The 22,697-nt window shown below is 66.7% G+C and carries 21 protein-coding genes; 7 read left to right on the top strand and 14 right to left on the bottom strand.

Annotated elements, in window-relative coordinates; translation table 11 throughout:
- The coding region (gene mtnN / locus G3N97_RS23205) for a 5'-methylthioadenosine/S-adenosylhomocysteine nucleosidase (RefSeq protein ID WP_205995301.1) at positions 1-285 on the top strand (285 nt) is incomplete at its 5' end.
- A 33-nt stretch (positions 286-318) separates the two neighbouring features.
- Here mtnN and G3N97_RS23200 read toward each other — a convergent pair.
- The 6 genes from G3N97_RS23200 to G3N97_RS23175 all read right to left on the bottom strand — a co-directional run bounded on the left by G3N97_RS23200 (position 319) and on the right by G3N97_RS23175 (position 8,334).
- Positions 319-2,223 (bottom strand): propionate--CoA ligase, encoded by a 1,905-nt coding sequence (locus tag G3N97_RS23200; RefSeq protein ID WP_205995300.1) that lies wholly within the window; start codon positions 2,221-2,223, stop codon positions 319-321.
- Between the two features lie 169 nt (positions 2,224-2,392).
- Positions 2,393-3,046: a HyaD/HybD family hydrogenase maturation endopeptidase gene (locus tag G3N97_RS23195; protein WP_346778110.1), complete on the bottom strand. Its 654-nt coding sequence runs from the start codon at positions 3,044-3,046 to the stop codon at positions 2,393-2,395.
- 315 nt (positions 3,047-3,361) lie between these two features.
- Positions 3,362-4,225: an HlyD family secretion protein gene (locus tag G3N97_RS23190; RefSeq protein ID WP_205995299.1), complete on the bottom strand. Its 864-nt coding sequence runs from the start codon at positions 4,223-4,225 to the stop codon at positions 3,362-3,364.
- A gap of 17 nt (positions 4,226-4,242) precedes the next feature.
- Entirely contained in the window at positions 4,243-4,446 is a 204-nt protein-coding gene (locus G3N97_RS23185; RefSeq protein WP_173816805.1) for a DUF1656 domain-containing protein, read from the bottom strand.
- Complete coding sequence (locus tag G3N97_RS23180) at positions 4,433-6,691, bottom strand: FUSC family protein (protein ID WP_205995298.1); 2,259 nt, start codon at positions 6,689-6,691, stop codon at positions 4,433-4,435. The genes G3N97_RS23185 and G3N97_RS23180 overlap by 14 nt, the downstream gene beginning before the upstream one ends.
- A gap of 11 nt (positions 6,692-6,702) precedes the next feature.
- A complete protein-coding gene (locus G3N97_RS23175) occupies positions 6,703-8,334 on the bottom strand; it encodes an efflux transporter outer membrane subunit (protein ID WP_205995297.1) in 1,632 nt (543 codons plus the stop codon).
- 156 nt (positions 8,335-8,490) lie between these two features.
- Here G3N97_RS23175 and G3N97_RS23170 point away from each other — a divergent pair, with 156 nt between their 5' ends.
- Positions 8,491-9,432 carry a LysR family transcriptional regulator gene (locus G3N97_RS23170; RefSeq protein ID WP_205995296.1) on the top strand — a complete coding sequence of 314 codons (942 nt, stop codon included), beginning with the start codon at positions 8,491-8,493 and terminating at the stop codon, positions 9,430-9,432.
- A 178-nt stretch (positions 9,433-9,610) separates the two neighbouring features.
- Positions 9,611-9,763: a hypothetical protein gene (locus G3N97_RS23165; RefSeq protein ID WP_205995295.1), complete on the top strand. Its 153-nt coding sequence runs from the start codon at positions 9,611-9,613 to the stop codon at positions 9,761-9,763.
- A gap of 93 nt (positions 9,764-9,856) precedes the next feature.
- On the opposite strand, the gene G3N97_RS23160 is transcribed toward G3N97_RS23165, so the two are convergent.
- The 4 genes from G3N97_RS23160 to wrbA form a co-directional block, all read right to left on the bottom strand.
- Positions 9,857-10,663 carry a metallophosphoesterase gene (locus G3N97_RS23160; protein ID WP_205995294.1) on the bottom strand — a complete coding sequence of 269 codons (807 nt, stop codon included), beginning with the start codon at positions 10,661-10,663 and terminating at the stop codon, positions 9,857-9,859.
- A 41-nt stretch (positions 10,664-10,704) separates the two neighbouring features.
- The gene (locus tag G3N97_RS23155; protein ID WP_205995293.1) at positions 10,705-12,141 is read right to left on the bottom strand and encodes an FAD-binding oxidoreductase; all 1,437 of its coding nucleotides are present in this window, start codon (positions 12,139-12,141) and stop codon (positions 10,705-10,707) included.
- A gap of 276 nt (positions 12,142-12,417) precedes the next feature.
- Positions 12,418-12,750, bottom strand: a complete 333-nt coding sequence (locus tag G3N97_RS23150) for a DUF2069 domain-containing protein (RefSeq protein WP_241030770.1) — start codon at positions 12,748-12,750, stop codon at positions 12,418-12,420.
- 248 nt (positions 12,751-12,998) lie between these two features.
- On the bottom strand, positions 12,999-13,607 hold the full coding sequence (gene wrbA, locus G3N97_RS23145) for an NAD(P)H:quinone oxidoreductase (protein WP_205995291.1): 609 nt from the start codon (positions 13,605-13,607) through the stop codon (positions 12,999-13,001).
- A 120-nt stretch (positions 13,608-13,727) separates the two neighbouring features.
- On the opposite strand from wrbA, the gene G3N97_RS23140 reads away from it, so the two are divergent.
- The gene (locus G3N97_RS23140) at positions 13,728-15,035 is read left to right on the top strand and encodes a YihY family inner membrane protein (protein ID WP_205995290.1); all 1,308 of its coding nucleotides are present in this window, start codon (positions 13,728-13,730) and stop codon (positions 15,033-15,035) included.
- Between the two features lie 52 nt (positions 15,036-15,087).
- Here the strand turns inward: G3N97_RS23140 and G3N97_RS23135 are convergent, their stop codons facing one another.
- The 3 genes from G3N97_RS23135 to G3N97_RS23125 form a co-directional block, all read right to left on the bottom strand.
- Complete coding sequence (locus G3N97_RS23135; protein WP_205995289.1) at positions 15,088-15,411, bottom strand: Mpo1-like protein; 324 nt, start codon at positions 15,409-15,411, stop codon at positions 15,088-15,090.
- Positions 15,412-15,617: 206 nt separating this feature from the next.
- Positions 15,618-16,454 (bottom strand): alpha/beta hydrolase, encoded by an 837-nt coding sequence (locus tag G3N97_RS23130; protein ID WP_205995288.1) that lies wholly within the window; start codon positions 16,452-16,454, stop codon positions 15,618-15,620.
- Positions 16,451-17,776, bottom strand: a complete 1,326-nt coding sequence (locus tag G3N97_RS23125) for an O-acetylhomoserine aminocarboxypropyltransferase (RefSeq protein WP_205995287.1) — start codon at positions 17,774-17,776, stop codon at positions 16,451-16,453. Before G3N97_RS23125 ends, G3N97_RS23130 begins: the two co-directional genes overlap by 4 nt.
- Before the next feature lie 433 nt (positions 17,777-18,209).
- On the opposite strand from G3N97_RS23125, the gene G3N97_RS23120 reads away from it, so the two are divergent.
- The 3 genes from G3N97_RS23120 to aroC all read left to right on the top strand — a co-directional run bounded on the left by G3N97_RS23120 (position 18,210) and on the right by aroC (position 21,963).
- Positions 18,210-18,665 (top strand): CBS domain-containing protein, encoded by a 456-nt coding sequence (locus G3N97_RS23120; RefSeq protein ID WP_205995286.1) that lies wholly within the window; start codon positions 18,210-18,212, stop codon positions 18,663-18,665.
- 94 nt (positions 18,666-18,759) lie between these two features.
- Positions 18,760-20,724, top strand: coding sequence for an MFS transporter (locus G3N97_RS23115; protein ID WP_205995285.1), 1,965 nt, complete (start codon positions 18,760-18,762; stop codon positions 20,722-20,724).
- Between the two features lie 138 nt (positions 20,725-20,862).
- On the top strand, positions 20,863-21,963 hold the full coding sequence (gene aroC, locus G3N97_RS23110) for a chorismate synthase (protein ID WP_205995284.1): 1,101 nt from the start codon (positions 20,863-20,865) through the stop codon (positions 21,961-21,963).
- Positions 21,964-22,056: 93 nt separating this feature from the next.
- Here the strand turns inward: aroC and G3N97_RS23105 are convergent.
- A partial coding sequence (locus G3N97_RS23105) for a 4Fe-4S dicluster domain-containing protein (RefSeq protein ID WP_205995283.1) occupies positions 22,057-22,697 on the bottom strand: 641 nt, incomplete at its 5' end.

Genomic DNA, 22,697 nt, shown 5'->3' with positions numbered 1-22,697 from the left:
CGCGGCCTCGTGATCAGCGGCGATCAGTTCGTGGCGAGCGCCGCCGCCGTGGGCGCGTTGCGCGCGCTGCTGCCCGACGCGCTGGCGGTGGAAATGGAGGGCGCCGCGATCGCCCAGGTCTGCCACGAATACGACGTGCCGTGCGCGATCGTGCGCACCATCTCCGATACCGCCGACGAGCACGCGAGCACGTCGTTTTCGTCGTTTCTCGCCGATATCGCCGGAACGTATTCGACCGGCATTCTCAAGCGTTTTCTCGCGGCCTACACGCCCGTCGCGCGCTGATTTCAGCGGCTTCGCGGCGATTTCGCGGCGACCTCAGCCTTCGCCGGCGACGCTGACCGCCTCGCGAATCTGCTGCAGCGCCGACGCATCTTCGATCGTCGGCAGATCGCCCGGCTCGCGGCCTTCCGCGAGCGCCGCGATCGCGCGGCGCAGCAGCTTGCCCGAGCGCGTCTTCGGCAGCATCGAGACGAAATGCACGCGCGCGGGCCGGCCGATCGCGCCGAGCTGGCGGTCCACCGTCGTCGCGATGGCCGTGGCGAGCTTGTCCGCCGCCTTCGGGTCGGCTGCCGCCGCGGCGTCGCGCAACACCACGAAGGCGAGCGCGGCCTGTCCCTTCACCGCATCGTTCACGCCGACCACGGCCACTTCCGCGACCGCCGCGTGCGACGAGATCGCCTCTTCGATCTCGCGCGTGCCGAGCCGATGCCCGGCCACGTTGATGACGTCGTCGGTGCGCCCGAGGATCGTCACGTAGCCGTTTTCATCCTGTACGCCCCAATCGAAGGTCGAATAGACCTGCTGGCCGGGCACGCTTTCCCAGTACGTTTTCACGAAGCGCGCGTCGTCGCCCCAGACCGTCTGCATGCAGCCGGGCGGCAGCGGATAGCCGAGCGTGATGACGCCTTTTTCGCCGCTCGCGCAGGGCTCGCCGGTGTGCTCGTCGCGCAGCACGAGGTCGTAGCCGTAGCAGGGCACGCCCGGCGAGCCGAGCTTCTGCGGCAGCGCTTCGACGCCGCCCTGGTTCGCCAGCATCGGCCAGCCGGTTTCGGTCTGCCAGTAGTTGTCGACGACCGGTTTGCCGAGCGCGTCCGAAATCCACGTGGCGGTCGGTTCGTCGAGCGGTTCGCCCGCGAGAAAGAGCGTGCGCAGACTCGACAGATCGGCGGCGTGCAGCAGCGCCGGGTCCTGCTTCTTGAGCACGCGGATCGCCGTGGGCGCGGTGAACATCAGGTTGATCTTGTGCTGCTCGACGAGCCGCCACCAGATGCCGCCGTCGGGGCGGATCGGCGTGCCTTCGTACATCACCGTGGTCATGCCCGCGAGCAAGGGCGCGTAGATGATGTAGCTGTGGCCCACGACCCAGCCGATGTCCGAGGCGGTGAACATCGTGTCGCCCGGGCGGCCCTCGAAGATGTAGTCCATCGACGCCGCGAGCGCGACCGCGTAGCCGCCCACGTCGCGCTGCACGCCCTTCGGTTTGCCCGTGGTGCCGGACGTGTAGAGGATGTACGAGGGCTCGTTCGATTCGAGCCATTCGCACGGTATGTGGGCGTCGTAAAACTGCTCGCGCAACGGTTCGTAGTGGACCAGATAGGGCGCGTCGAAGCGTTCGGGCGCGAGCTGGCGGTCGATCAGCAGCACGTGCGGCGGCGCGTGTTCGGCGCGCGACATCGCTTCGTCGACGAGCGGCGCATAGTCGATCACCTTGCCGCCGCGCGCGCCGGCGTCGGCGCTCACGAGCAGCACGGGCTTCGCATCGTCGATGCGGGCGGCGAGACTCGGCGCCGCGAAGCCGCCGAACACGACCGAATGGATCGCGCCGAGCCGCGCGCAGGCCAGCATGGCGAACACGGCCTCGGGAATCATCGGCAGATAGATCAGCACGCGGTCGCCGCGCTTGACGCCCAGCGAGCGCATCACGGCGGCCATGCGGTTCACTTCGGCGTGCAGGTCGGCGTAGGTGTAGCGCCGCTCGATGCCGGTTTCCGTCGAGACATAGACCAGCGCGTTCTGCTGTGCGCGCGAGGCGAGATGGCGATCGACGGCGTTGAAGCACAGGTTCGTGCGCCCGCCCGTGAACCAGCGCGCGAAGGGCGGATTCGAGCGGTCGAGCACGGCGTCGAAGGGCGTTTCCCAGTGGATGCGCGCGGCTTCGCGGCGCCAGAAGGCGTCGGGCTGTTCGATCGACTCGCGGTGAAAATCGCGGTAACGGCGCATGAGGTGCTTCCTCCCGTGCGATGGGGCGCGGACTGCCGGAACTGGCCCTGGAGTGTCGAGGATAGTGCAGTGCAATGCGCGCGGGCAACGCGGGTTGACCCGTGGGCGCGGCGCGGATGCGGCGGGCGCGGCGGCTAGATGGCGACAGCGGCCTGCGCGTTCGCCCGCGTCAGGCGATTTCGTCGGCGCAGCCGGCGCGTTCCGCGCGATGTTCGGTGCGATGTCCGGTCTGATGATCGGCGGCCTCGGTCGACGCGAGCGGCTGCGGGCGCGCATGCCAGCGCCGCAGCCAGCGGCACGCGGCCGCGACTGCGGGATCGAGCTGGGCCCGCACGGCATCGTCGAGATCCGCGCCATATTCGGACTGCGCCTGCGGCTGCACGCCGATCAGCACCAGCTCGCGCGGATAACGGCCCTTGAGTTGCGCGCAGGCGAGCGCATCGGCGAAATCCATCTGGTGCAGATTCACCGCATGCGTGCGCAGATGCGCCGTGGCGTCGTCGCCCGCACGCACGCACAGCGTGCCGGGCGGCTGGCCGAAATCGGCGGCATTGAACACGATCATGCGCTGCGCCGACTCCACGAGCGGCAGGAGCGCGCGCCCCTGGGTGCCGCCATCGACGCACTCGACATGCGGCGCGCACCGCCACGCCGACTTGAGCCGTTCAAGCGCGCGCACGCCGAAGCCCGCGTCGCCCCATTGCACATTGCCGATTCCGAGCACGACGATGCGCCCCGGCGCGAGCGCGCGCGCCGTCGTTTCCGACAGCGCCGCATGGCCGGACGCAACGATAAAAGGAAGGTGCTCGGAGAAAAAACCCACGCTGGCATCCGATCTGGGACGTAAAAATAAGAATAGTCCTAGCTGATGCCGGTTTTGGGTTTGATGACCGTCAATGACGCGGGGATTCGGACTGTTTCTGAGACAATTTTTTCAAGCCCGAATGGTCAGCCGTCGGCCAATGCCTGGAATCTGGCAAAAACTGTCATGCGACTTTTAGGCGCGCGCATCCGTGCGCACCACGAAAAAGAGCGCCCGGAGGCGCTCTTGCCGTGTTCCGTGCTCGCGGGCGTCGGCGGACCGGCTGGCCGCGCGACGCTGGCGCGCACGTTCACTTCGCTCGTCTACATCGCCCGTTCAGGTGCCGGGCTTCACGACCACCGTGCAGGTCGTACCGGCCGCGAGGACCATGTCGTCGGGCACCTTGTCGATGTGGATGCGCACCGGCACGCGCTGCGCGAGGCGCACCCAGTTGAAGGTCGGGTTCACATCGGCGAGCAGTTCGCGGCTTTGCGGATTGTCGCGGTCGTAGATGCCGCGCGAGATGCTTTCCACGTGGCCTTCGAGCGTGCCGCCGCTCATCAGCTTGATGTCGGCCTTGTTGCCCACCTTCACGTGCGGCAGCTTGGTTTCCTCGAAGTAGCCGTAGACCCAGAACGAGTGGCTGTCGACCACGGCGAGCTTCGCCTGGCCGGCGATCGCGTAGTCGCCCTTGAACACCTGCAGATTGGTGATGTAGCCGTCGACCGGCGAGATCACGCGCGTGCGTTCGAGGTTGAGCTTGGCGGCGTCGAGGGCGGCGATGGCCTGCTGATACTGCGCCTGAGCCGAATTCGCGGTGTGCGAGGCGTTTTCGCGGTTTTCCTGCGATACCACGAGGCTGTCCATGTCGGCGCGGCGGCGTGCGTCGTCGAGCTTCATGGTCAGCTCCGCCTTGCGCGCGGCCACGGCGGCCTCGGCCTGCTCGACGGCGATCTGATAGTGCGACGGGTCGATCTGCATCAGCAGGTCGCCCTTGTGCACGAACTGGTTGTCCTTCACGGGCAGCTCGACCACCGCGCCGGAGACGTCGGGCGCGATGTTCACCACTTCGGCGCGCACGCGGCCGTCGCGCGTCCACGGTTCGTCCATGTAGTGGACCCACAGCGCGCGGCCCACGAGGATGGCGATGACGAAGATGATCGCCGTCGCGATAAAGCCAATGATATTTCTGATAGTCATGATTCTACGTAGCCGGTTCAACGATAGACGGCGAGTCCGAGCACGCAGCACACGACTACGAGCAGACTCACGCGAAACAGGGACGGGTGCCACACGAGTCGGTACAGGCCGGTGCGGGCCAGCACGGAATCGAGCACCCAGGTGATCGCCGCGCCCAGGATGAAGAGCAGGACGATCGCCGGAATGTAGGCGTCGAGAAACGCAACGTCACGAGGCATGATGGGCTCCTTGCGCATTGCCGGAAGAGGGGGCCGCGCCGTTCTGGCTGAACGGTGCGAGCGGCGATTGCGGATCGATCAGCGCGGTGCGGATGAAATGCAGATGGCTGAGGATGCGCTGCACCGGATGGCGTTCCTCGCGCGGCGCTTCGTCGTTGAGCACGCGTTCGAGCAGCTCGCGGCAGGCGGCGATGGCGCCTTCGTTCGCGGCGAGCGCGGCGGCGTAACGCTTCGCGCCCGGTTGATCGAACAGCGCGCTCAGGTTCTTGAGCGTCGCGTCGACGTGACCGCGCCAGGCCGTGTCCTTCGCGAAGCGCGGATGCGCGGGCAGCGCGGCCAGATCCTCGCGCAGATCGATCGCGGCGTTGCCGGTTTCGAGCGTCGCGAACATCCAGCGCAGCGTGTCCTGGCGGAATGTCTGATCGTTGCCCGCGAGCGCGTTCAACTGGAACATCAGGTCGCGCGTGCCGCTTTCGAAGCGGTTGCGCAGACCCGAGAGGCCAGTCAGCCGCGCGCGGCACGCATGCACCACCTGGCCGCGCAGATTCGCGAGCAGACGGTTGCGCAGCCACGGCGTCGACGGCGGCAGCAGCACCGCGAACGCGGCGGCCGAGACGACCATCGAGAGACACAGCGCGAGCGCGTCGTTGATATAGCCGGTCGGGTTGTACTGCACCACGTTGTCCGGGCCCGCGAGGAAGCACAGGAAGATGCAGTAGCCCATGCCGTAGCCCGCGTAGGCCGGACGCGTCGTCAGGAACACGCCGAAGGCGAGCGCGGGCGCGAGCGCGACGCACAGCATCGGAAAGCCGTCGATGTGCGGGAACACGCCGAAAGTCAGGATCATGCCGACGAGCGAAGCGAGCATCGTGCCGCCCGCCATCTGGCTCGCCATGCGCGCGGGCTGCGGCGAGGCCGAGGCGAGCGCGCAGGTGGCGGCGGCGTTGAGCACGAGGTTCGTGCCGCTCGGCCACGCGGTGGCGATCCAGAACGCGCCCAAGAGGCCCATCACGATCGCGGCGCGCACGCCGTGCACGCCCGCCGCGACGAGGTTGGTCTTGGGCACGTAGCGCGCGATCCACTTTTCGCGTGCATGGGTGTCGACGGCGAGCGAGGCGTAGGTCGCCGTGTACTCGTTCATCTCGTGCACGAAGCGGTAGAACAGCTCGGTCGCCGTGTCGAAGTCGAGCAGGTCGGACGGCGCGTGCACCTCGCCGATGGCGCGCGCCGCGGCGTGCGCGGCTTCGAGTTGCGCGCGCGTGTCGCGCACGCGTTTGGGCAGCGTCGCGCGATACGCTTCGAGCTGCGCGGCCACATGCACGGCGTCGGCGGCCTTGAGCACGGGCTCGCCCGCCTTGTCGAACAGCGGCGCGATCTCGCGGAAATACGGTTCGAGCGCTTCGACGGTCGCCAGTTTGCCTTCGTCGCGCAGACGGTTCATCAGCTGATGCAGCGCGTGAAAGCGCGTCGACGCCGCCATGAACTCGGTGTTCATGCGCGCGAGACGTCCGGCGCGCATGCGCGAGTCGGGCGATTCGAACACGGCGGTGCTGCGGCTTGCCTCGAAGCCGACGATGTCGGCGACGAAGCGCGCGTTGGTCGCTTCGATCTGCGAACGGTCCACGCGGCCGCCCAGCGACGCCGACACGTAATCGACGAACGACGAGAAGCGGCGGCGCACCGTCGAGCGCAGCAGCTCGCCGGTGTAGCGCGGGAACACCACGGCGCTCACGAAGCCTGAGGCGAGAATGCCGAGCGAGATCTCGGCCACGCGCGTCATCGCCGACATGAAGGCGCCGTCGGGATGCTGCGAGGCCGGAATGCCGATCAGCGCGGCCGTGTAGCCCGCGAGCACGAAGCCGTACGAGCGGAAGTTGCGGTTGCGCGCCGCGCCTGCCGTGCAGATGCCGACCCACAGCGCCGTGCTGGCGATGAAGAGTTCGGGCTGCTGCGCGAACAGGCCGATCAGCGCGAGCATCACGACGAGCCCGACCAGCGTGCCGCAGATCCGGTAGAAGCTCTTGGCGAACACCGCGCCGCTTTGCGGCTGCATGACGATGAAGACCGTCGTCATGGCCGTGCGCGGCGAGGGCAGGTCGAGCTTCATCGCGATGCCGAGCGCGAGCAGCGCCGCGGCGATCGCCTTGAACAGATAGAGCCAGACGAGGCCGTCGGTGCGCGCCCAGTCGGCGAACGCCTTCACGACGCTCTGGCCGTCCCGCGCGGAAGTGGGTGAGGAGGCTTGCATGGGCGTGCGCCTCAGTTCGCCGGGCTTGCCGCCGGGGTCGCCGACGTGGCCGCGCCCGCGGTGCTATCCGCGCTGTCGGCATTCTCGCCGCCGGACTTCGGCGCGAGCAGCGCGGCCGGCATCAGTGGCACCGAGCGCGTCTTCTTGCCGTGCGCGGGCAACTGCTCGGCCTGCGTCGGACCCTTCGCGGACGGATCGTTCGATGCGTCGACCACGCCGCCGCCCAGGGCGGTCACGAGCGTCGCGTGCGCGCCGAGACGTTCGGCCTGAATCCGCGCCACGCCTTCCTGCGCGCGCAGCAGCTGCGATTGCGCGATCAGCACGTTCAGATAGTCGGTCAGACCACGGCGATAGCCTTCCTGCGAGAGATCGTAGTTACGCTGCGCGGCCGCGACCGAGCGATGCGCGTCTTCTTCCTGAGTCGCCAGCGAGCGCATGCGCACGACCTGGTCGGCGATTTCCTTGAGCGCGGTGACGATCGTCTGGTTGTACTGATCGACCGCAAAGTCGTATTCCGCCGACTGCGCGCCGAGTTGCGCGCGCAGACGTCCGCCGTCGAAGATCGGCAATGACAACGCCGGACCGGCCGCATAGCTGCCGCTCATCGACTTGAGGAACTGGAACAGCGGGCCCGCGGCGGCATAACCGCCCATCGACACCAGCAGGTTCACGTTCGGATAGAAGTCCGCCTTGGCCACGTCGATGCCGCGCGCCTGGGCGGCGACAGTCCAGCGCGCCGCCACGACATCCGGGCGATGGCCGATTAGCTCCGCCGGCAGCGCCGAGGGCAGGCCGGCCGGCGCGGACAGCACCAGCGCCGGACGCGTGATGGATTCGCCCGCACCCGGACCCTTGCCCGCGAGCGCGGCGAGCTGGTTCTTGCCGAGCGCGATCGATTCTTCGAGCGCGTCGATCTGGCGTTCGTACTCGGGCAGCGGCGTTTCGGCCTGGCTCACTTCGAGCTGGGTGCCGATGCCGCCCTTCAGGCGGCGCTGCGCGAGCGCGAGAATTTTCTGTTGCTCGCCGAGCGTCTGGTTTGCGATGTCGAGCAGCGCGTAGTTCATCGACATTTCGATGTAGGCGCGCGTGACGTTCGCTTCGAGTTCGAGCTGTGCGGCGCGCGCGTCGGCGGCCGTGGCGTGCGCCATGTCGAGCGCACGCTCGGCGTTGTTCTTGTCCTGACCCCAGAGATCGAGGTGATAGGACAGGCCGAGCGAGGCCGTGTTGTTCCACGTATTCGAGTTCGCGAGCGAGCCGGGACCGTAATAGATATTGTCCGACCAGTGCTGGCGCTGCACCGACATACTGCCGTTGATTTGCGGCAGCAGGCCGGCCTGCGCGACGCCCGCCATCGAGCGCGCTTCGCGAACGCGCGCCTGCGCGGCCGACAGCGTCGGATTGCCCGCGATCGAAGCTTCGATCCAGGCATTGAGCTGCGGGTCGTTATAGGCGCGCCACCAGTCGCTGGCGGGCCATTGGGCGTCTGTATTGGCGGCGCGGATGGCCGTGCCCGCGTCCAGATCGGCCGCTTCCACGTGCTTCGCTTGCGGTGCGATTCCCCCGGTACTGGCGCAGCCCGCGATTATCAACGAGAACGTAAGAACCGTGAGTGCGGCGAGTCCTTTCGGTACCGGTGACTGCACGTTTTACTCCTTAACTTGGCTATAGATCACTGTGCGTCATTATATTTTTTGGTCGATTGGCGAATAACTGGTAAGGATGCAAGGCATTTTTACGCGATGTGAGATAATAGATTTTACGAAACGTGTAACAATTCGTCCGTCAGATAGAGGATTGGTATGGATACGCTTCAAAACATGCGGGTATTCGTTCGGGTGGTCGAAGCCGGCAGCTTCACGGGCGCGGCTCAGCACCTGAATACGACGACGGCGTACGCGTCGCGCGCGGTCTCCGATCTGGAGGCGCATCTGCGCACGCGTCTGCTGAACCGCACGACGCGCCGCATCGCGCTCACCGAGGCCGGCGAGCGTTATCTGCAGCGCTGCGAGCAGATCCTGGCGTACGTCGATCAGGCGGAAGCCGAGGCCGGCGACGCGCATGCGCGCCCGTCGGGCAAGCTCAAGGTCCATGCCATGACGAGCTTCGGCCAGCACTATGTGGTGCCGGCGGTGGGGCAGTATCAGCAGATGTATCCGGACGTGCAGGTCGAACTGACGCTCGCGCAGCGCATGCCGGACCTGCTCGACGAGGGCTACGACGTCGCGCTCGTGCTGGCGACCGATCTGCCCGATTCGGGTTTCGTCTCGCAGCGGCTGACGAGCGCGTTCAGCATCGCGTGCGCGTCGCCCGCCTATCTGGAGCGGCGCGGCGTGCCGCAGAAGCCCGCCGATCTCGTGAACCACACCTGTCTGCAGCTCGTGACGCCGGTGTTTCCGGTGTCGCAATGGCAGTTCAGCGGCCCGAACGGCAACGAGACGATCGAGCTGGGCGCGACGCCCACGTTCCAGGTGAACGTGGCCGAGGCGCTGGCCGTGGCGGTGAGCGAGGGCATGGGCGTCGGTCTGCTGCCGATTTATTCGGCGATCAGCGGTCTGCGCAGCGGCGAACTCGTCTGGATCCTGCCCGAGTACACCTCGCAGGAAATGAACGTCTACGCGATGTATCCGTCGCGCCAGTATCTCGACGCGAAGATCCGCACGTGGGTCGAACTGCTGCGCGAAAAGCTGCCGACGACGCTCGCCGAGGATCAGGCCGAACTGCGTCGTTTCGCGCGCACCTGAGCGAGTACCTGAGCGAGTACCTGAGCGCGCAGGGCGCCGGCCCGGCCGTTTTTTCAGGCGGACCGTGACACGCTGTTACAGGATCGGGTTCTCGCAACACTTGCTTACGCACGGCCGCGAGGCGGCTTGGTAAGGTAGCGGGACTGAAACGTCAATTCGCCAGAACCCGAGGATTTCCATGGATACGCATCTGATGATCGGCATCGCCGTGATGATGGGCCTGATCGGCATCGCTGCATCGCGCGACCTGCTGCGCATGCGCCGCGCGCAGCTTCAGCCTGTCGCCCTGCGCGTGCAGCGCCCGGCCGATCGTTCGCGCCCGCTGCGTTGAACGTTGCGCTTAAGCACGCTCCAGCTTTCCTTGCCTCACCCGCCGGCTCCGTTCGCGAGCCGGCTGCCATGAAGCGGCAACGCTTCGTCTGACTCAGATCTCCACGACCTTGTCCCACGCGAACGCCGGATTCTCCGGCAGGCCCGTGCGCCGGTCGCGATAACCGCGCGGATTGCACACCACGCGCGTGCCGTCGACCGTGTAGTCGAAGCACGTATGCGTGTGGCCGTGCACCCAGAGCGCGGCGGGCGCGCCCACCAGCGTGCCGAGATCGCTCACGAATCCCGCCGACACCGGATCGGTCGCATAACGCGCCGCCAGGCTCTGCCGATGCGGCGCGTGGTGCGTCACCACGATCGTCTTGCCCGCGAAGGGTTTCGCCAGTTCCGCCTCCAGCCACGCGCGCGAGCGCGCATGCAGCGCGAGCGAATCGGCGGGCGTGAAATCGCGCGCGCCCGCCTGCGGACTGTCCGGCCAGGACACCTGAATCAAACCCTTGAAATCGAGCATCACGCGCATTGCCGCCGCGATGGCGGCTTCGCGCGCCGCGTCGCTCGCACCGAACAGCGCGAAATCGGCCCACAGCGTCGTGCCGAGCACGCGGTAGCGGCCCTGCGGATCGACGTAGACGCCGTTGTTCAGGAAGTGGACGTTGTCGAGCGTCGCGGCGGCGTCGCGCATCGCCGCTTCGAGCGCGCCGAGTTCACCGTCGTAATACTCGTGATTGCCCGGCACGTAGATCACCGGCACGTCCGCGTCGAAGGTCTCGGCGGCCCAGCGCAGCCCGAGCCCGTGATTGTGAATGTCGCCCGCGAGCACGACGAGGTCGGCGTCGGCGTGCGGAATCAGGTCCGGCTCGTCGTTTTCCAGATGCAGATCGGACAGCACGCGAACTTTCACATCGGCTCCTTGCGCGTTCAGCGACGGTTTCAGCGACGTCTTCAGCGAATCACTTTGCCCGGATTCATCAGATCGAGCGGATCGAGCGCGTGCTTGATCGCGCGCATCATCGCCAGTTCGACTTCGCTCTTGTAGTGCGCGTTTTCGTCGACCTTCAACTGGCCGAGGCCGTGTTCCGCGCTGATCGTGCCGCGATGACGCGCGACGTTGTCGTAGACGATGCGGTTCAGCGTTTTCTCGTTTTCCGCAAGAAAGCGCTTCGGATCGCCGCCCTCGGGCGCCTGCACGTTGTAGTGCAGATTGCCGTCGCCGAGATGGCCGAACGTGACCATGCGCGCGCCGGGCACCGTGCGGGCGATTTCGGCGTCGGTTTCCTCGATGAAGTGGCCGATGCGCGAAATCGGCACGCCGATATCGTGCTTCACGTTCAGCCCTTCCTGCGCCTGCGCGAGCGGAATGTGCTCGCGGATATTCCAGAACGCCTGCGACTGCGTGAGGTTTTCGGCGACCACGGCGTCGTCGACGAGACCTTGTTCGAGCGCCGCTTCCATCAGCTTCTCGAACAGCGCGCGGCCGTGTTCCTCGCTTTCGTTATCCGAGAGTTCGAGCAGCACGACCTGCGCGTGGCGCGCCTGGAACGGATAGCGCAGTTGCGGGAAGTGGCGATTGACGAGCTGCATGCAGAAGTCCGACATCAGCTCGAAGCCGGTCAGCAGCGGACCCGCGTAGCGCTGCGCGAGCGAGAGAAAGTCGAGTGCGGCGTGCGCCGAGCCGAGCGCCGCGAGCGCGGTGACGCGCGCCGCCGGTTGCGGATGCAGCTTCATGACCGCCGCCGTGATGATGCCGAGCGTGCCTTCCGCGCCGATGAACAGATCGCGCAGATCGTAGCCGGTGTTGTCCTTGCGCAGTCCGCGCAGGCCGTCCCAGAGTTCGCCCTGCGGCGTGACCACTTCGAGACCGAGGCACAGCTCGCGCGTGTTGCCGTAGCGCAGCACGCCGGTGCCGCCGGCGTTGGTCGAGAGATTGCCGCCGATCGTGCAGCTGCCTTCCGCGGCGAGCGAGAGCGGGAACAGACGACCCGCGTCGGCGGCGCGCGCCTGGACTTCGGCGAGGATCACGCCCGCTTCGACGGTGATGGTGTTGTTGTGCGCGTCGATCTCGCGCACGCGATTCAGGCGGCGCAGGCTCAGGACCGCTTGCGCGCCGCTCGTGTCGGGCGTCGCGCCGCCTGCGAGGCCCGTGTTGCCGCCCTGCGGCACGATCGCGACGCGATGCGCGTGCGCGAGTTGCACGACGGCGGCGACTTCTTCGGCGTTGGCGGGGCACAGCACGGCGAACGCCGCGCCCTGATAGCGCTTGCGCCAGTCGGCGAGGTAGGGCGCGGTGTCGTGGGCGTCGGTGAGCACGTGCTGCGCGCCGATAGCGGCGGCGCAGGCGTCGAGGAAGGCGGGCTGGGCGGAGGCTTGGGTGTCGGTCATGGCGAGTCGGGTGTCTCGGGCGGGCGCGTCGGAGATGGCGGCGTGCGGGCGCTGTTGTTCGATGTCGGTTGGGCTTGTTCGGTGCGGATCGGTGCTGTTCGGGCGGCTGTTTGCTGCGCGTGGCTTGATGTCGGCGCGGCGTGACGTGACGTGACGTGACGTGACGGCGAAAAGCCTAGTTTGACACGTCGGACGCGCTGCCGGGCGCGGCGCGGGCAGAGCGCTTATCGAGGCTTCATCGACCGCGCCCCAGTTATCGCACCCAGGCGCGCAGCCTTATTGCGCGCCGCGTTTCGCACGCCGCGCGGCCCGCTTGTAAGGCGCGACGTAAGCCAGCGCGCAGGCGAAGAAGCCGGTCGACAGCGCCACCTCGACCCAGCCGAGCAGATTGCCCGGCGCGGGATCGGTCATGCCGCGCACGATGCCTTCGGCGAAGTAGAGCAGTACCAGCATCGACGCCCATTGCAGCGTATAGAGCCGTCGCCGCAGCACGCCGGGCAGCGCGCAGGCGAGCGGCAGCGCTTTGAGCACCAGTGCGCTGCCGCCGGGGCGCAGCGGCGCGAGCCGCCATTCCCAGGCGACACATAGCAGCGTGAGCGCGGCCAGCATCGCAAAAGCGCCGAGCGCGGCGAAGCGTCGGCCGGCGACGCGGCCCGGCGCGCCGATTGCGGCAAGATCGCTGGCAAAGGTTGATGTCGATTCCGGTTCGCTGTCGCGCATCGGCGCATCGTCGCGACGCGAATTTCCTGATGACGGTAAAGTGCGCGGCTCCGTGGCGGACGATGCGGCGGAGGCAGCCTTGGCCGCGTGGTCAGCGTTCGCCGCTTCGTCCGCTTCATCCGCCTCGTCCGCGCGGTTCACGGCCGTTCGCCCTGCGCGAGCGCCAGCGCCGAGCGGGCGAGCCGCACGCCCAGCGCGACTGCGAGCGCTTTTTCGTCGGCGCTCAGGCCGTGGGTGCGCCCGTCCGGGCGCGCGTGATGCGAGGCGCCATAGGGCGTGCCGCCGCCTTCGGTCGACGCGAGCGCGCTTTCGGTATAGGGAATGCCGACCAGCAGCATGCCGTGATGCAGCAGCGGCAGCATCATCGACAGCAGCGTGCTTTCCTGGCCGCCGTGCAGGCTGCCGGTGGACGTGAACACGCAGCCGGGCTTGCCCGCGAGCGCGCCCGCGAGCCACTGCGGCGTGGTGCCGTCGAGAAAATACTTGAGCGGCGCGGCCATGTTGCCGAAACGCGTGGGCGAGCCGAGCGCGAGGCCGGCGCATTCCTCGAGGTCGCGCAGTTCCGCGTAGGGCGGGCCGTCGTCGGGAATGTCGGGCGCGGTGGCTTCGCAGACCGTGGAGACGGGCGGGACCGTGCGCACGCGCGACTCGGCGCCCGGCACGCTGTCGATCCCCTGGGCGATGGCGCGCGCGAGTTCGCGCGTGGCGCCATGGCGGCTGTAGTAGAGCACAAGAATCGGTTTCATCGGACCTCGTCGGTGGACGGGATATTATAGGGGTTGGGTTCGCCGCCGATGCGGCCCAACGGTTGATGCTTCGTCGTCAGACGCACCTCGTTAGACGCATCGTTTCAGCAGGGCAGGCCAATGGATGTGTTGTCGAAAGTCCGGATCGATCTCGATATCGTGAAGCGTCTCGCGCGCTTCGCCGCGCGGCGTAGTCGCGAGGACCGCATTCCCCAGGTCGCGGGCAGTCTCACGTTCACGACGATGCTCTCGCTCGTGCCGCTCGCCACGGTGGCGTTCGCGCTGTTCACGGCGTTTCCCATCTTCGCGTCGTTCCAGAATTCGCTGCAGGGTTTTCTCGCCGACCACCTGATGCCGGCGCAGATCAACAGTCAGATCTTCAAATACCTGAACCAGTTCGCGTCGAAGGCCAAGGGCCTCACGACGATGGGCATGATCGTGCTGTTCGTGACCTCGGTCATGACGATGATGACGGTCGAATCGGCCTTCAACCTGATCTGGCGCGTGCGCAAGGCGCGTCCGTTCGCGCAGCGCGTGCTGGTGTACTGGGCGATTCTGACGCTCGGGCCGATCCTGATCGGCGTGAGTCTGTCGATCTCGTCGTATCTGTTCACGCGCTCGCTTGCGATTGCCACCGAACAGCATGTCTCGATGGTGTTCGACTGGCTGCTGATCAGCGCCTCGCTGCCACTGACGGCGCTCGCGTTCACGATGCTCTACGTCTATCTGCCGAATTGCCGCGTGCAGTGGCGCGACGCGGTGGTGGGCGGCGTGGCGGCGGCGATTGCGTTCGAGCTGGCCAAGCGCGGCTTCGGCTATTACGTGCGTCGCATTCCCACTTACACGGCGGTGTACGGCGCGTTCGCGGCGGCGCCGATGTTCCTGCTCTGGATGTATCTGAGCTGGTTCATCACGCTGGTGGGCGCGATGATTACTTCTGCGTTGCCGGAAATCCGCACCGGGCGTTTCAACCGGCCGCGCTTCCCGGGTAGCGATCTGCTCGACGCGCTCGAATTGCTGGCGGGCCTCGCGGAAACGCGCGACGCGGGCCGTCCCGGCATGACCGGCGAGCAACTCGCGCAACTGCTGCGCCGCGATCTCGCGACGGTGACGCGGCTCATGGCCGGCCTCGAAGACGACGAACTGATCGCCCGGCTGGAAATGGACGGCTCAAAGCCGCATTACGTGCTGATCGCGAATCCCGCGCGCATTTCCGTGGAGCGGATTTTCGGGCGTTTCGTGATCGACCGCGAGGAACTGGCGTATCAGCTCAAGTCGAGCGATATCGATTCCCATACGCTGCTGGCCGCGCTGGAAAACGAGAAACTGTCGATCTCGCTGGCCTCCTTGCTGGCCGCGCGCCGCGAACTCGCGCGGCTGGAGGAAGCGGGCGATTCGCCTCCCGCGCTGCCGCATCCGGCGGGTTGAGGCGGGCAAGCGGCTCGAACGGCCGCTTGCATCGGGCAACTTGCCGCGCTGTCTAGAGCGAAATCTTTCCGCGGCAGATTTCCGAAAACATGACCCAGTCGCCCATCAGGCTATAGATGGGATGGCGGAACGTGGCGGGGCGGTTCTTCTCGAACACGAAATGCCCGACCCACGCGAAGCCGTAACCGCACACGACGGCGGCGGGCAACCAGAGCCAGTTGCCGGTGGCGATGGCCATGGCGATACAGCCGATCACGCCCAGCGAGCCGACGAAATGCAGGCGCCGCGACATCAGGTTGCTGTGCTCGCTCAGATAGAACGGATAGAACTGCGCGAAATTCGCGAAGTGTTGCTCGGTGTGGGTGGCGTGGCTCATTGTCTCCTCCGTTGCGCTTCCGGCTTGACCGGCGAGCGCTTGAGGGCCGAGGCGCAAGGTGCGCGCCAGAAAGCCGCCTTGCTGCGCGGCCAGAATCCATTCTGCGGCGAATCGAACGACCGTGCAACCCGGGCAAACGGCAGGTGATGCGTGGTGGGTTGGCGCGCGTCCGGCGGCAGCGGTTCACACGCTTGTATGCCCGCCGCTCAGCCGTTTCCGACCCTTGGCGCGGCGAAGCGATAGAGCGCGTCGAGCGTGGCGTCGGGCTGCTCCGTCATCAGCGCGTGACCGGCGTCGAGCGTGACGGTGTCGACTTCACGGGCCTGAGTCAACGCGTCGGCGATGGTGCGGGCGGCGCGCGGCGGCGTCATGGCGTCGCGCTGTCCAACGATCAGGCGCACCGGGCAGCGCACTTCGGCGGCGCTGGTCAGGCCGTCTGCGTAAGCGTTGCAGGCAGCGAAGTCGGTGTGAAAAAGCTGCGGCTCGCCGTGCGCGGACACACGCTCCATCAGCCGCTGGTTCATGCCGCGCAGCCACGCGCCCGGTCCGGGACTTGACGGCTCGGCCGCGAGCGTGGAATGCGACCACGCGTTGACGAGCGCGATGGCTTCGTCCTCGCGCTCGCGGGCGGCTTCCAGCAGCGCGGGCGACACCGTCATCGGGAAGGCCGTGGCGAGCAGCGCGATGCACGCGGCCCGGGCCGGATAACGCGCCGCGAATTCGAGCGTGACGAGCGAACCCATGCTGTGGCCCGCGACGAAAATATCCTGCTTGTCGGCCGGGCACACTGCGTCGAGCAGCGCGGCCAGCCAGTCAGCCAGCGCGCCGATGCTCTCCAGCGCCGGACCCGCGCTGCGCATGTGGCCGGGCAGATCGACGGCCAGCACGTTGAAGCCGTGGTGCGCGAAATAGCGCGACTGCAGCGCCCAGACGCTGTGATCGTGCTGCGCGCCGTGCACGAAAACGGCGATGGGCAGTTGGGGATCGAACGCCCGCCCGCCCGTGTAGGCGTAAGCCGCCTTGCCTGCGACATCGACGATCATGACGCCTCCTTGCGCGCGGTCGCACCGGTCTTGACCGGCGTTTTCTGCGAGATCTTCAGCGCGCGCTTGAGGTCGTCGATCAGATCGTCAGGGTCCTCGAGACCGATCGACAGGCGGATCGTGCCCGCACCGATGCCCGCCGCGGCAAGCGCCGCCTCGTCCATGCGGAAATGCGTGGTGGAGGCGGGATGGATCACGAGCGAGCGCGCGTCGCCGACATTCGCGAGATGCGAGAACAGCGTGAGCGATTCGATGAACCGCTTGCCCGCGTCGCGGCCGCCCGCGAGGTTGAAGCTGAACACCGCGCCCGCGCCGCGCGGCAGCAGACGCCGGGCTAGCGCGTGATCGGGATGGCGCGGCAGTTCGGGATAGGCGACCGTCTCCACCGCGTCGTGCGAATCGAGAAACTCGACCACGCGCCGTGTGTTGGCCACATGCCGTTCCATGCGCAGCGGCAGCGTTTCGATCCCTTGCAGCAATTGCCACGCGGCTTGCGGATGCAAACAGGCGCCGAAGTCGCGCAGGCCTTCGCGGCGTGCGCGCAGCAACAAGGGCGCGACGCTGCTTTCCTCGCTGAACACCATGCCGTGAAAGCCTGCGTAGGGCTCCGTGAATTCGGGAAAGCGCCCCGACGCCTCGAAGTCGAACGTGCCGCCGTCCACCAGCACGCCGCCGATGGTCGTGCCGTGGCCGCCGAGAAATTTGGTGGCCGAGTGATAGACGAAATCCGCGCCATGATCGAACGGGCGCAGCAGATACGGCGTGGTGAACGTGGAGTCGACGAGCAGCGGCACGCGATGGTCGTGCGCGATCTGCGCGACAGCGGCGATGTCGAGCACGTCGAGGCCGGGATTGCCGAGCGTTTCGCCGAACAGCAGACGCGTGTTGGGCCGCAGCGCCGCGCGCCAGGCGTCGAGGTCGCCCGGTTTCACGAAGGTGGTCTCGATGCCGAAGCGGCGCAGCGTGTAGTCGAGCAGGTTGTGCGAGCCGCCGTAGAGCGCCGTCGACGCGACAATATGCGCACCCGCGCCCATCAGCGTGGCGATCGCCAGATGCAGCGCCGCCTGGCCGCTAGCGGTGCCAATCGCGCCGGCGCCGCCTTCGAGCGCCGCGACGCGTTCCTCGAACACGGCCACCGTGGGATTCGAGATGCGCGAGTAGACGTGGCCCGCGCGTTCCATGTTGAAGAGCGCGGCGGCGTGGTCGGTATCGCGGAACGAAAACGACGTGGTCTGATAAATCGGCGTTGCGCGGGCGCCGGTGACGGGATCGGGGGCGGCGCCGGCATGCAGCGCGAGCGTGTCGAAGCGGGGATCGGACATTCTGGCAGCACGGCCGGCGCGAACCGGCGACGGGTGAAAGGTGAGGGCATCGTATCACCGGCCAGGCGGTGCGGGGACGCATCGGAAACCCGCGTCAGCGCCTGTGGAAACGGCTGAAAGCGCCGCCAGGCGGGACTTGTGCGCCGCCGCTTCCTGGCCGGACGGCATACGGCGAACGGACGATGACAGCGGCCGCCACGCCCCGTCGCACGGGCGAAAAAGCGTCGGCGAAATGCATTTCAGGGCCGATTCATAGGGGTTTCAGCCCGATCGACGCGCCGTCCCGCGACTTTTCTTTTGCCTCCCTTTCCGCTAGGATCGAAAACAGGTAGGTATCTTTTCAGCATCTCCCCCCACGATTTGACGGTTTTCCGTCGACCTTTTTGCCAGGGACCCGAGTCGGACGCGCCCGGGCCCGCACAGGAGACACATCATGCGTGTGAGCGATATTCTCAAGGTCAAGGGCAGTACGCTCTACACCGTCACGCCCGACACATCGCTGCACGAAGCAGTGAACACCATGGCCGAACACGACATCGGCTCGCTCGTCGTCATGGAGTACGGCGATCTGGTCGGCATGCTCACGTTCCGCGAGATCATCATGACGCTGCGTACGAATGGCGGCAGCGTCGGCACCAGCACGATCCGCAAGGTCATGGACGACCATCCCATTACCTGCACGCCCGAGACCGAAGTGGACGAAGTGCGCCGCATGATGCTCGAGCATCACGTGCGTTACCTGCCGGTCATGGAAAGCCGCTCGCTGATGGGCGTGATTTCGTTCTACGACGTGGCGAAGGCCGTGGTCGAGGCCCAGGGCTTCGAAAACAAGCTGCTCAAGGCCTACATTCGCGACTGGCCGGAAGAGGAACGTCAGCCGGCGCGTTGAGCGCGCGAGCCCGTCCGATCCAGTATGAAAAAGCGCGCGCCAAGCGCGCTTTTTCACGTCTGGCGCCCGACTCTGACAGCATAAATCCCACTCAATGAACGAACGTTCCTTGCCTGCGACGGAAACCACCGACCGCGCGGCGACCGACCACGCTTCGCAGTTCGCGCTGCTGCGCCAGCGCCGTTTCGCACCGTTTTTCTGGACGCAATTCCTCGGCGCGATGAACGACAACGTGTTCAAGATCGGCTTCACGTCGCTCGTCACGTATCAGGCGGCGCGCTTTTCCGGCGTCGATCCGAAGACCGTCGCGTTTCTGATCTCGGCGATCTTCATCGTGCCGTTCGTGCTGTTTTCCGCGACGTCGGGCCAGATCGCCGACAAGTATGACAAGGCCGTGCTCACGCGCTGGGTCAAGACCTTCGAGATCGCGGTGATGCTGGTCGGCGCGACGGGTTTCTGGATGCACAGCGCGCCGCTGCTCTATGTCTGCACGTTCCTGATGGGCGTGCATTCGACCGTGTTCGGGCCGGTCAAGTACGCGTATCTGCCGCAGAATCTGGCCGAGGACGAACTCGTCGGCGGCAACGGGCTCGTCGAAATGGGCACGTTCGTGGCGATTCTGATCGGCACGATCATGGGCGGAATTGCCGCGGGCATCGGCGCGAGCGATGCGTCTGGCGCGGTTCCCGCGGCCGCCCAGTCCGCCATGCAAAGCACGACGCCCGCAGGCGCCTGGTGGCTGGGCGGCATGTGCATCGCGATTGCGCTGATCGGGCGTGTCGCCTCGTCGTTCGTGCCGCCGTGCGCGCCGTCGCAGCCCGGATTGCGCATCAACTGGAATCCGTTCTCGGAAACCTGGCGCAATCTGCGGCTCGCGCACGGCAACCGCACGGTGTTCCTGAGCCTGCTCGGCATTTCGTGGCTCTGGTTCGTGGGCGCGACCTTTCTGGCGTCGTTCTTCAATTTTGCGAAGGACGTGCTGTTCGCCGACGCCGATGTCGTCACCGTGCTGCTCGCCATGTTCTCGCTGGGGATCGGCTTCGGTTCGCTGCTGTGCGAGAAGCTGTCGCGGCGGCGCATCGAGATCGGACTGGTGCCGCTCGGCTCGATCGGCATGAGCGTATTCGGCATCGACCTGTTCTTCGCGAGTCACGCGCTGCCCGCGGCGCCGCATTTGCTGTCGGTCGGCGAATTCCTGAGCCTGCCCGCGCATTGGCGCGTGCTCGCGGACCTGTTCCTGCTCGCCATGTTCGGCGGCTTCTACAGCGTACCGCTCTACGCGCTGATCCAGAGCCGCAGCGAACCGAGCCACCGCGCGCGCATCATCGCCGCGAACAACATCCTGAACTCGCTGTTCATGATCGTTTCGGCGCTGATGGCGATGGGGCTCACGGCGGCGGGTGTCGGCATTCCGGGCATTTTCCTGACGACCGCGCTGCTCAACATCGTCGTGGCCGCTTATATCTACGGGCTGGTGCCCGAGTTTCTGCTGCGTTTTGTCGCGTGGGTGCTCGTGCATACGGTCTATCGCGTGCGCCTCGTGCACGCGGAGCGCATTCCCGCAGAAGGCCCGGCGGTGCTGGTCTGCAATCACGTGAGCTATGTCGATGCGGTCGTCATCATGGCCGAGAGTCCGCGTCCGATCCGTTTCGTGATGGATCACCGGATTTTCCGTTCGCCGCTGCTCGGCTGGCTGTTCCGTCACGCGAGGGCAATTCCGATCGCGCCCGCGCACGAAGACGCGGCAATGCTCGCGAAAGCGTACGACATCTGCGCGCAGGCGCTCGCCGAGGGCGATCTGGTCTGCATTTTCCCCGAAGGCAAGCTGACGAAAACCGGCGACATGAATCCGTTTCGCCACGGCGTGACGGAAATCCTCAAGCGCACGCCCGCGCCCGTGGTGCCGATGGCGCTGCGCGGCCTGTGGGGCAGTGCATTTTCGCGGCATGCGGCGTCGGGGCAGGAGCGGCCGGTGCGGCGCGGGCTGACGAGCCGGCTCACGCTGGCGGTGGGCGAGCCGATCGCGCCCGCCGACGTGACCGTCGACGGTTTGCAGTAGATCGTGGCGGAGTTGCGCGGCGCGCGCCGCTAGCGGGGCGTGCGCGGAGCGTGTGCGCGGTGGAGCGGGGCAAGCCGGGCGGGCCGCCGCGCGGACTGGCATAATGTCGGATTCCCCGATTCACTTTGGACGACCGCCATGTCCGGCAACACGCTCGGTACGCTTTTCACCGTCACTACCTTCGGCGAATCCCACGGCCCGGCCATCGGCTGCGTCATCGACGGCTGCCCGCCCGGCATGGCGCTCACCGAAGCCGACATCCAGATCGATCTGGACCGCCGCCGTCCCGGCACGTCGCGTCACGTCACGCAGCGCCAGGAAGCCGATCAGGTCGAAATTCTCTCCGGCGTGTTCGAAGGCCGCACGACGGGCACGCCCATCGCGCTGCTGATCCGCAACACGGACCAGCGCAGCAAGGACTACGGCAATATCGTCGAGACCTTCCGTCCGGGCCACGCCGACTACACCTACTGGCAGAAGTACGGCATTCGCGACTATCGCGGCGGCGGCCGTTCGTCGGCGCGTCTGACGGCGCCGACGGTCGCGGCGGGCGCGGTCGCGAAGAAGTGGCTGCGCGAGCGCTTCGGCGTGGAAGTGCGCGGTTACATGAGCGCGCTCGGCGAGATTCCGGTGCCGTTCGTCGACTGGCAGCACGTGCACGAAAATCCGTTCTTCGCGCCGAACGCCGATGTCGTGCCGCAGCTCGAGGACTACATGGACGCGCTGCGCAAGGACGGCGACTCGATCGGCGCGCGCATCAACGTGGTGGCGAGCGGCGTGCCGGTGGGCTGGGGCGAACCGCTGTTCGACCGCCTCGACGCCGACATCGCGCACGCCATGATGGGCATCAACGCGGTGAAGGGCGTGGAGATCGGCGCGGGCTTCGCGAGCGTCGCGCAACGCGGCTCGACGCACGGCGACGAACTCACGCCGAACGGTTTCCACGGCAATCACGCGGGCGGCGTGCTCGGTGGCATTTCGACCGGGCAGGACATCACCGTGTCGATCGCCATCAAGCCGACGTCGAGCATCCGCACGCCGCGCCGTTCGATCGACAAGGCCGGCGAGCCGGCGGTCGTCGAAACCTTCGGCCGTCACGATCCGTGCGTGGGCATTCGCGCGACGCCGATCGCCGAAGCCATGCTCGCGCTCGTGCTGATCGATCACGCGATGCGTCATCGCGCGCAGAACGGCGATGTCGTGGTGACGACGCCGAAGATTGCGGCCAGCGACGAGTAATTCGTTGCGTGCGCATGCAGTGCGCCGGGTGCTTTCGGCGCCGCAATAAAAAAACCGCTCCGAGGAGCGGTTTTTTTGTGCCTGTGATCGGGCTTACATATTCGGATAATTCGGCCCGCCGCCACCTTCCGGCGTGACCCAGACGATATTCTGCGTCGGGTCCTTGATATCGCAGGTCTTGCAGTGCACGCAGTTCTGCGCGTTGATCTGCAGACGATCGCTGCCGTCGTCGTTCTTCACGAACTCGTAAACCGCCGCCGGACAGAAGCGCGCTTCCGGACCCGCATACGTGCGCAGATTCACATCGACCGGCACCTTCGCATCTTTGAGCGTCAGATGCGCGGGCTGATTCTCTTCGTGATTCGTGTTCGAAATGAACACCGAAGAAAGACGATCGAACGTGAGCTTGCCATCCGGTTTCGGATACTCGATAGGCTTGCACTGCGACGCCGGACGCAGCATTTCATTGTCGCGATGCTGATGATGCAGCGTCCACGGCACGTTACCGCCCATCAGCTTCTGCTCGAGCCCGACCATCAGCGTGCCGAGATACAGACCCTTGCTCATCCACTGCTTGAAATTGCGCGCCTTGTACAGTTCCGTGTAAAGCCACGACTGCTTGAACGCTTCCGGATACGCCGTGAGTTCATCGCTCGTGCGACCGGCCTGCACCGCGTCGAACGCCGCTTCCGCAGCGAGCATGCCGGTCTTGATCGCCGCGTGACTGCCCTTGA

It is taken from the genome of Paraburkholderia sp. Ac-20347 (assembly GCF_017104805.1).
Taxonomy (GTDB): Bacteria; Pseudomonadota; Gammaproteobacteria; order Burkholderiales; family Burkholderiaceae; genus Paraburkholderia; species Paraburkholderia tropica.
This window is presented reverse-complemented; position numbering and strand designations above follow the sequence as displayed.

Excerpts from the sequence above, each read along its gene's own strand:
- G3N97_RS23200 (WP_205995300.1), bottom strand. The coding sequence starts at position 2,223 with ATGCGCCGTTACCGCGATTTTCACCGCGAGTCGATCGAACAGCCCGAC.
- G3N97_RS23190 (WP_205995299.1), bottom strand. The coding sequence starts at position 4,225 with ATGACTATCAGAAATATCATTGGCTTTATCGCGACGGCGATCATCTTC.
- G3N97_RS23180 (WP_205995298.1), bottom strand. The coding sequence starts at position 6,691 with ATGCAAGCCTCCTCACCCACTTCCGCGCGGGACGGCCAGAGCGTCGTG.
- G3N97_RS23170 (WP_205995296.1), top strand. The coding sequence starts at position 8,491 with ATGGATACGCTTCAAAACATGCGGGTATTCGTTCGGGTGGTCGAAGCC.
- G3N97_RS23165 (WP_205995295.1), top strand. The coding sequence starts at position 9,611 with ATGGATACGCATCTGATGATCGGCATCGCCGTGATGATGGGCCTGATC.
- G3N97_RS23155 (WP_205995293.1), bottom strand. The coding sequence starts at position 12,141 with ATGACCGACACCCAAGCCTCCGCCCAGCCCGCCTTCCTCGACGCCTGC.
- G3N97_RS23150 (WP_241030770.1), bottom strand. The coding sequence starts at position 12,750 with ATGCTGGCCGCGCTCACGCTGCTATGTGTCGCCTGGGAATGGCGGCTC.
- wrbA (WP_205995291.1), bottom strand. The coding sequence starts at position 13,607 with ATGAAACCGATTCTTGTGCTCTACTACAGCCGCCATGGCGCCACGCGC.
- G3N97_RS23140 (WP_205995290.1), top strand. The coding sequence starts at position 13,728 with ATGGATGTGTTGTCGAAAGTCCGGATCGATCTCGATATCGTGAAGCGT.
- G3N97_RS23135 (WP_205995289.1), bottom strand. The coding sequence starts at position 15,411 with ATGAGCCACGCCACCCACACCGAGCAACACTTCGCGAATTTCGCGCAG.
- G3N97_RS23130 (WP_205995288.1), bottom strand. The coding sequence starts at position 16,454 with ATGATCGTCGATGTCGCAGGCAAGGCGGCTTACGCCTACACGGGCGGG.
- G3N97_RS23125 (WP_205995287.1), bottom strand. The coding sequence starts at position 17,776 with ATGTCCGATCCCCGCTTCGACACGCTCGCGCTGCATGCCGGCGCCGCC.
- G3N97_RS23120 (WP_205995286.1), top strand. The coding sequence starts at position 18,210 with ATGCGTGTGAGCGATATTCTCAAGGTCAAGGGCAGTACGCTCTACACC.
- G3N97_RS23115 (WP_205995285.1), top strand. The coding sequence starts at position 18,760 with ATGAACGAACGTTCCTTGCCTGCGACGGAAACCACCGACCGCGCGGCG.
- aroC (WP_205995284.1), top strand. The coding sequence starts at position 20,863 with ATGTCCGGCAACACGCTCGGTACGCTTTTCACCGTCACTACCTTCGGC.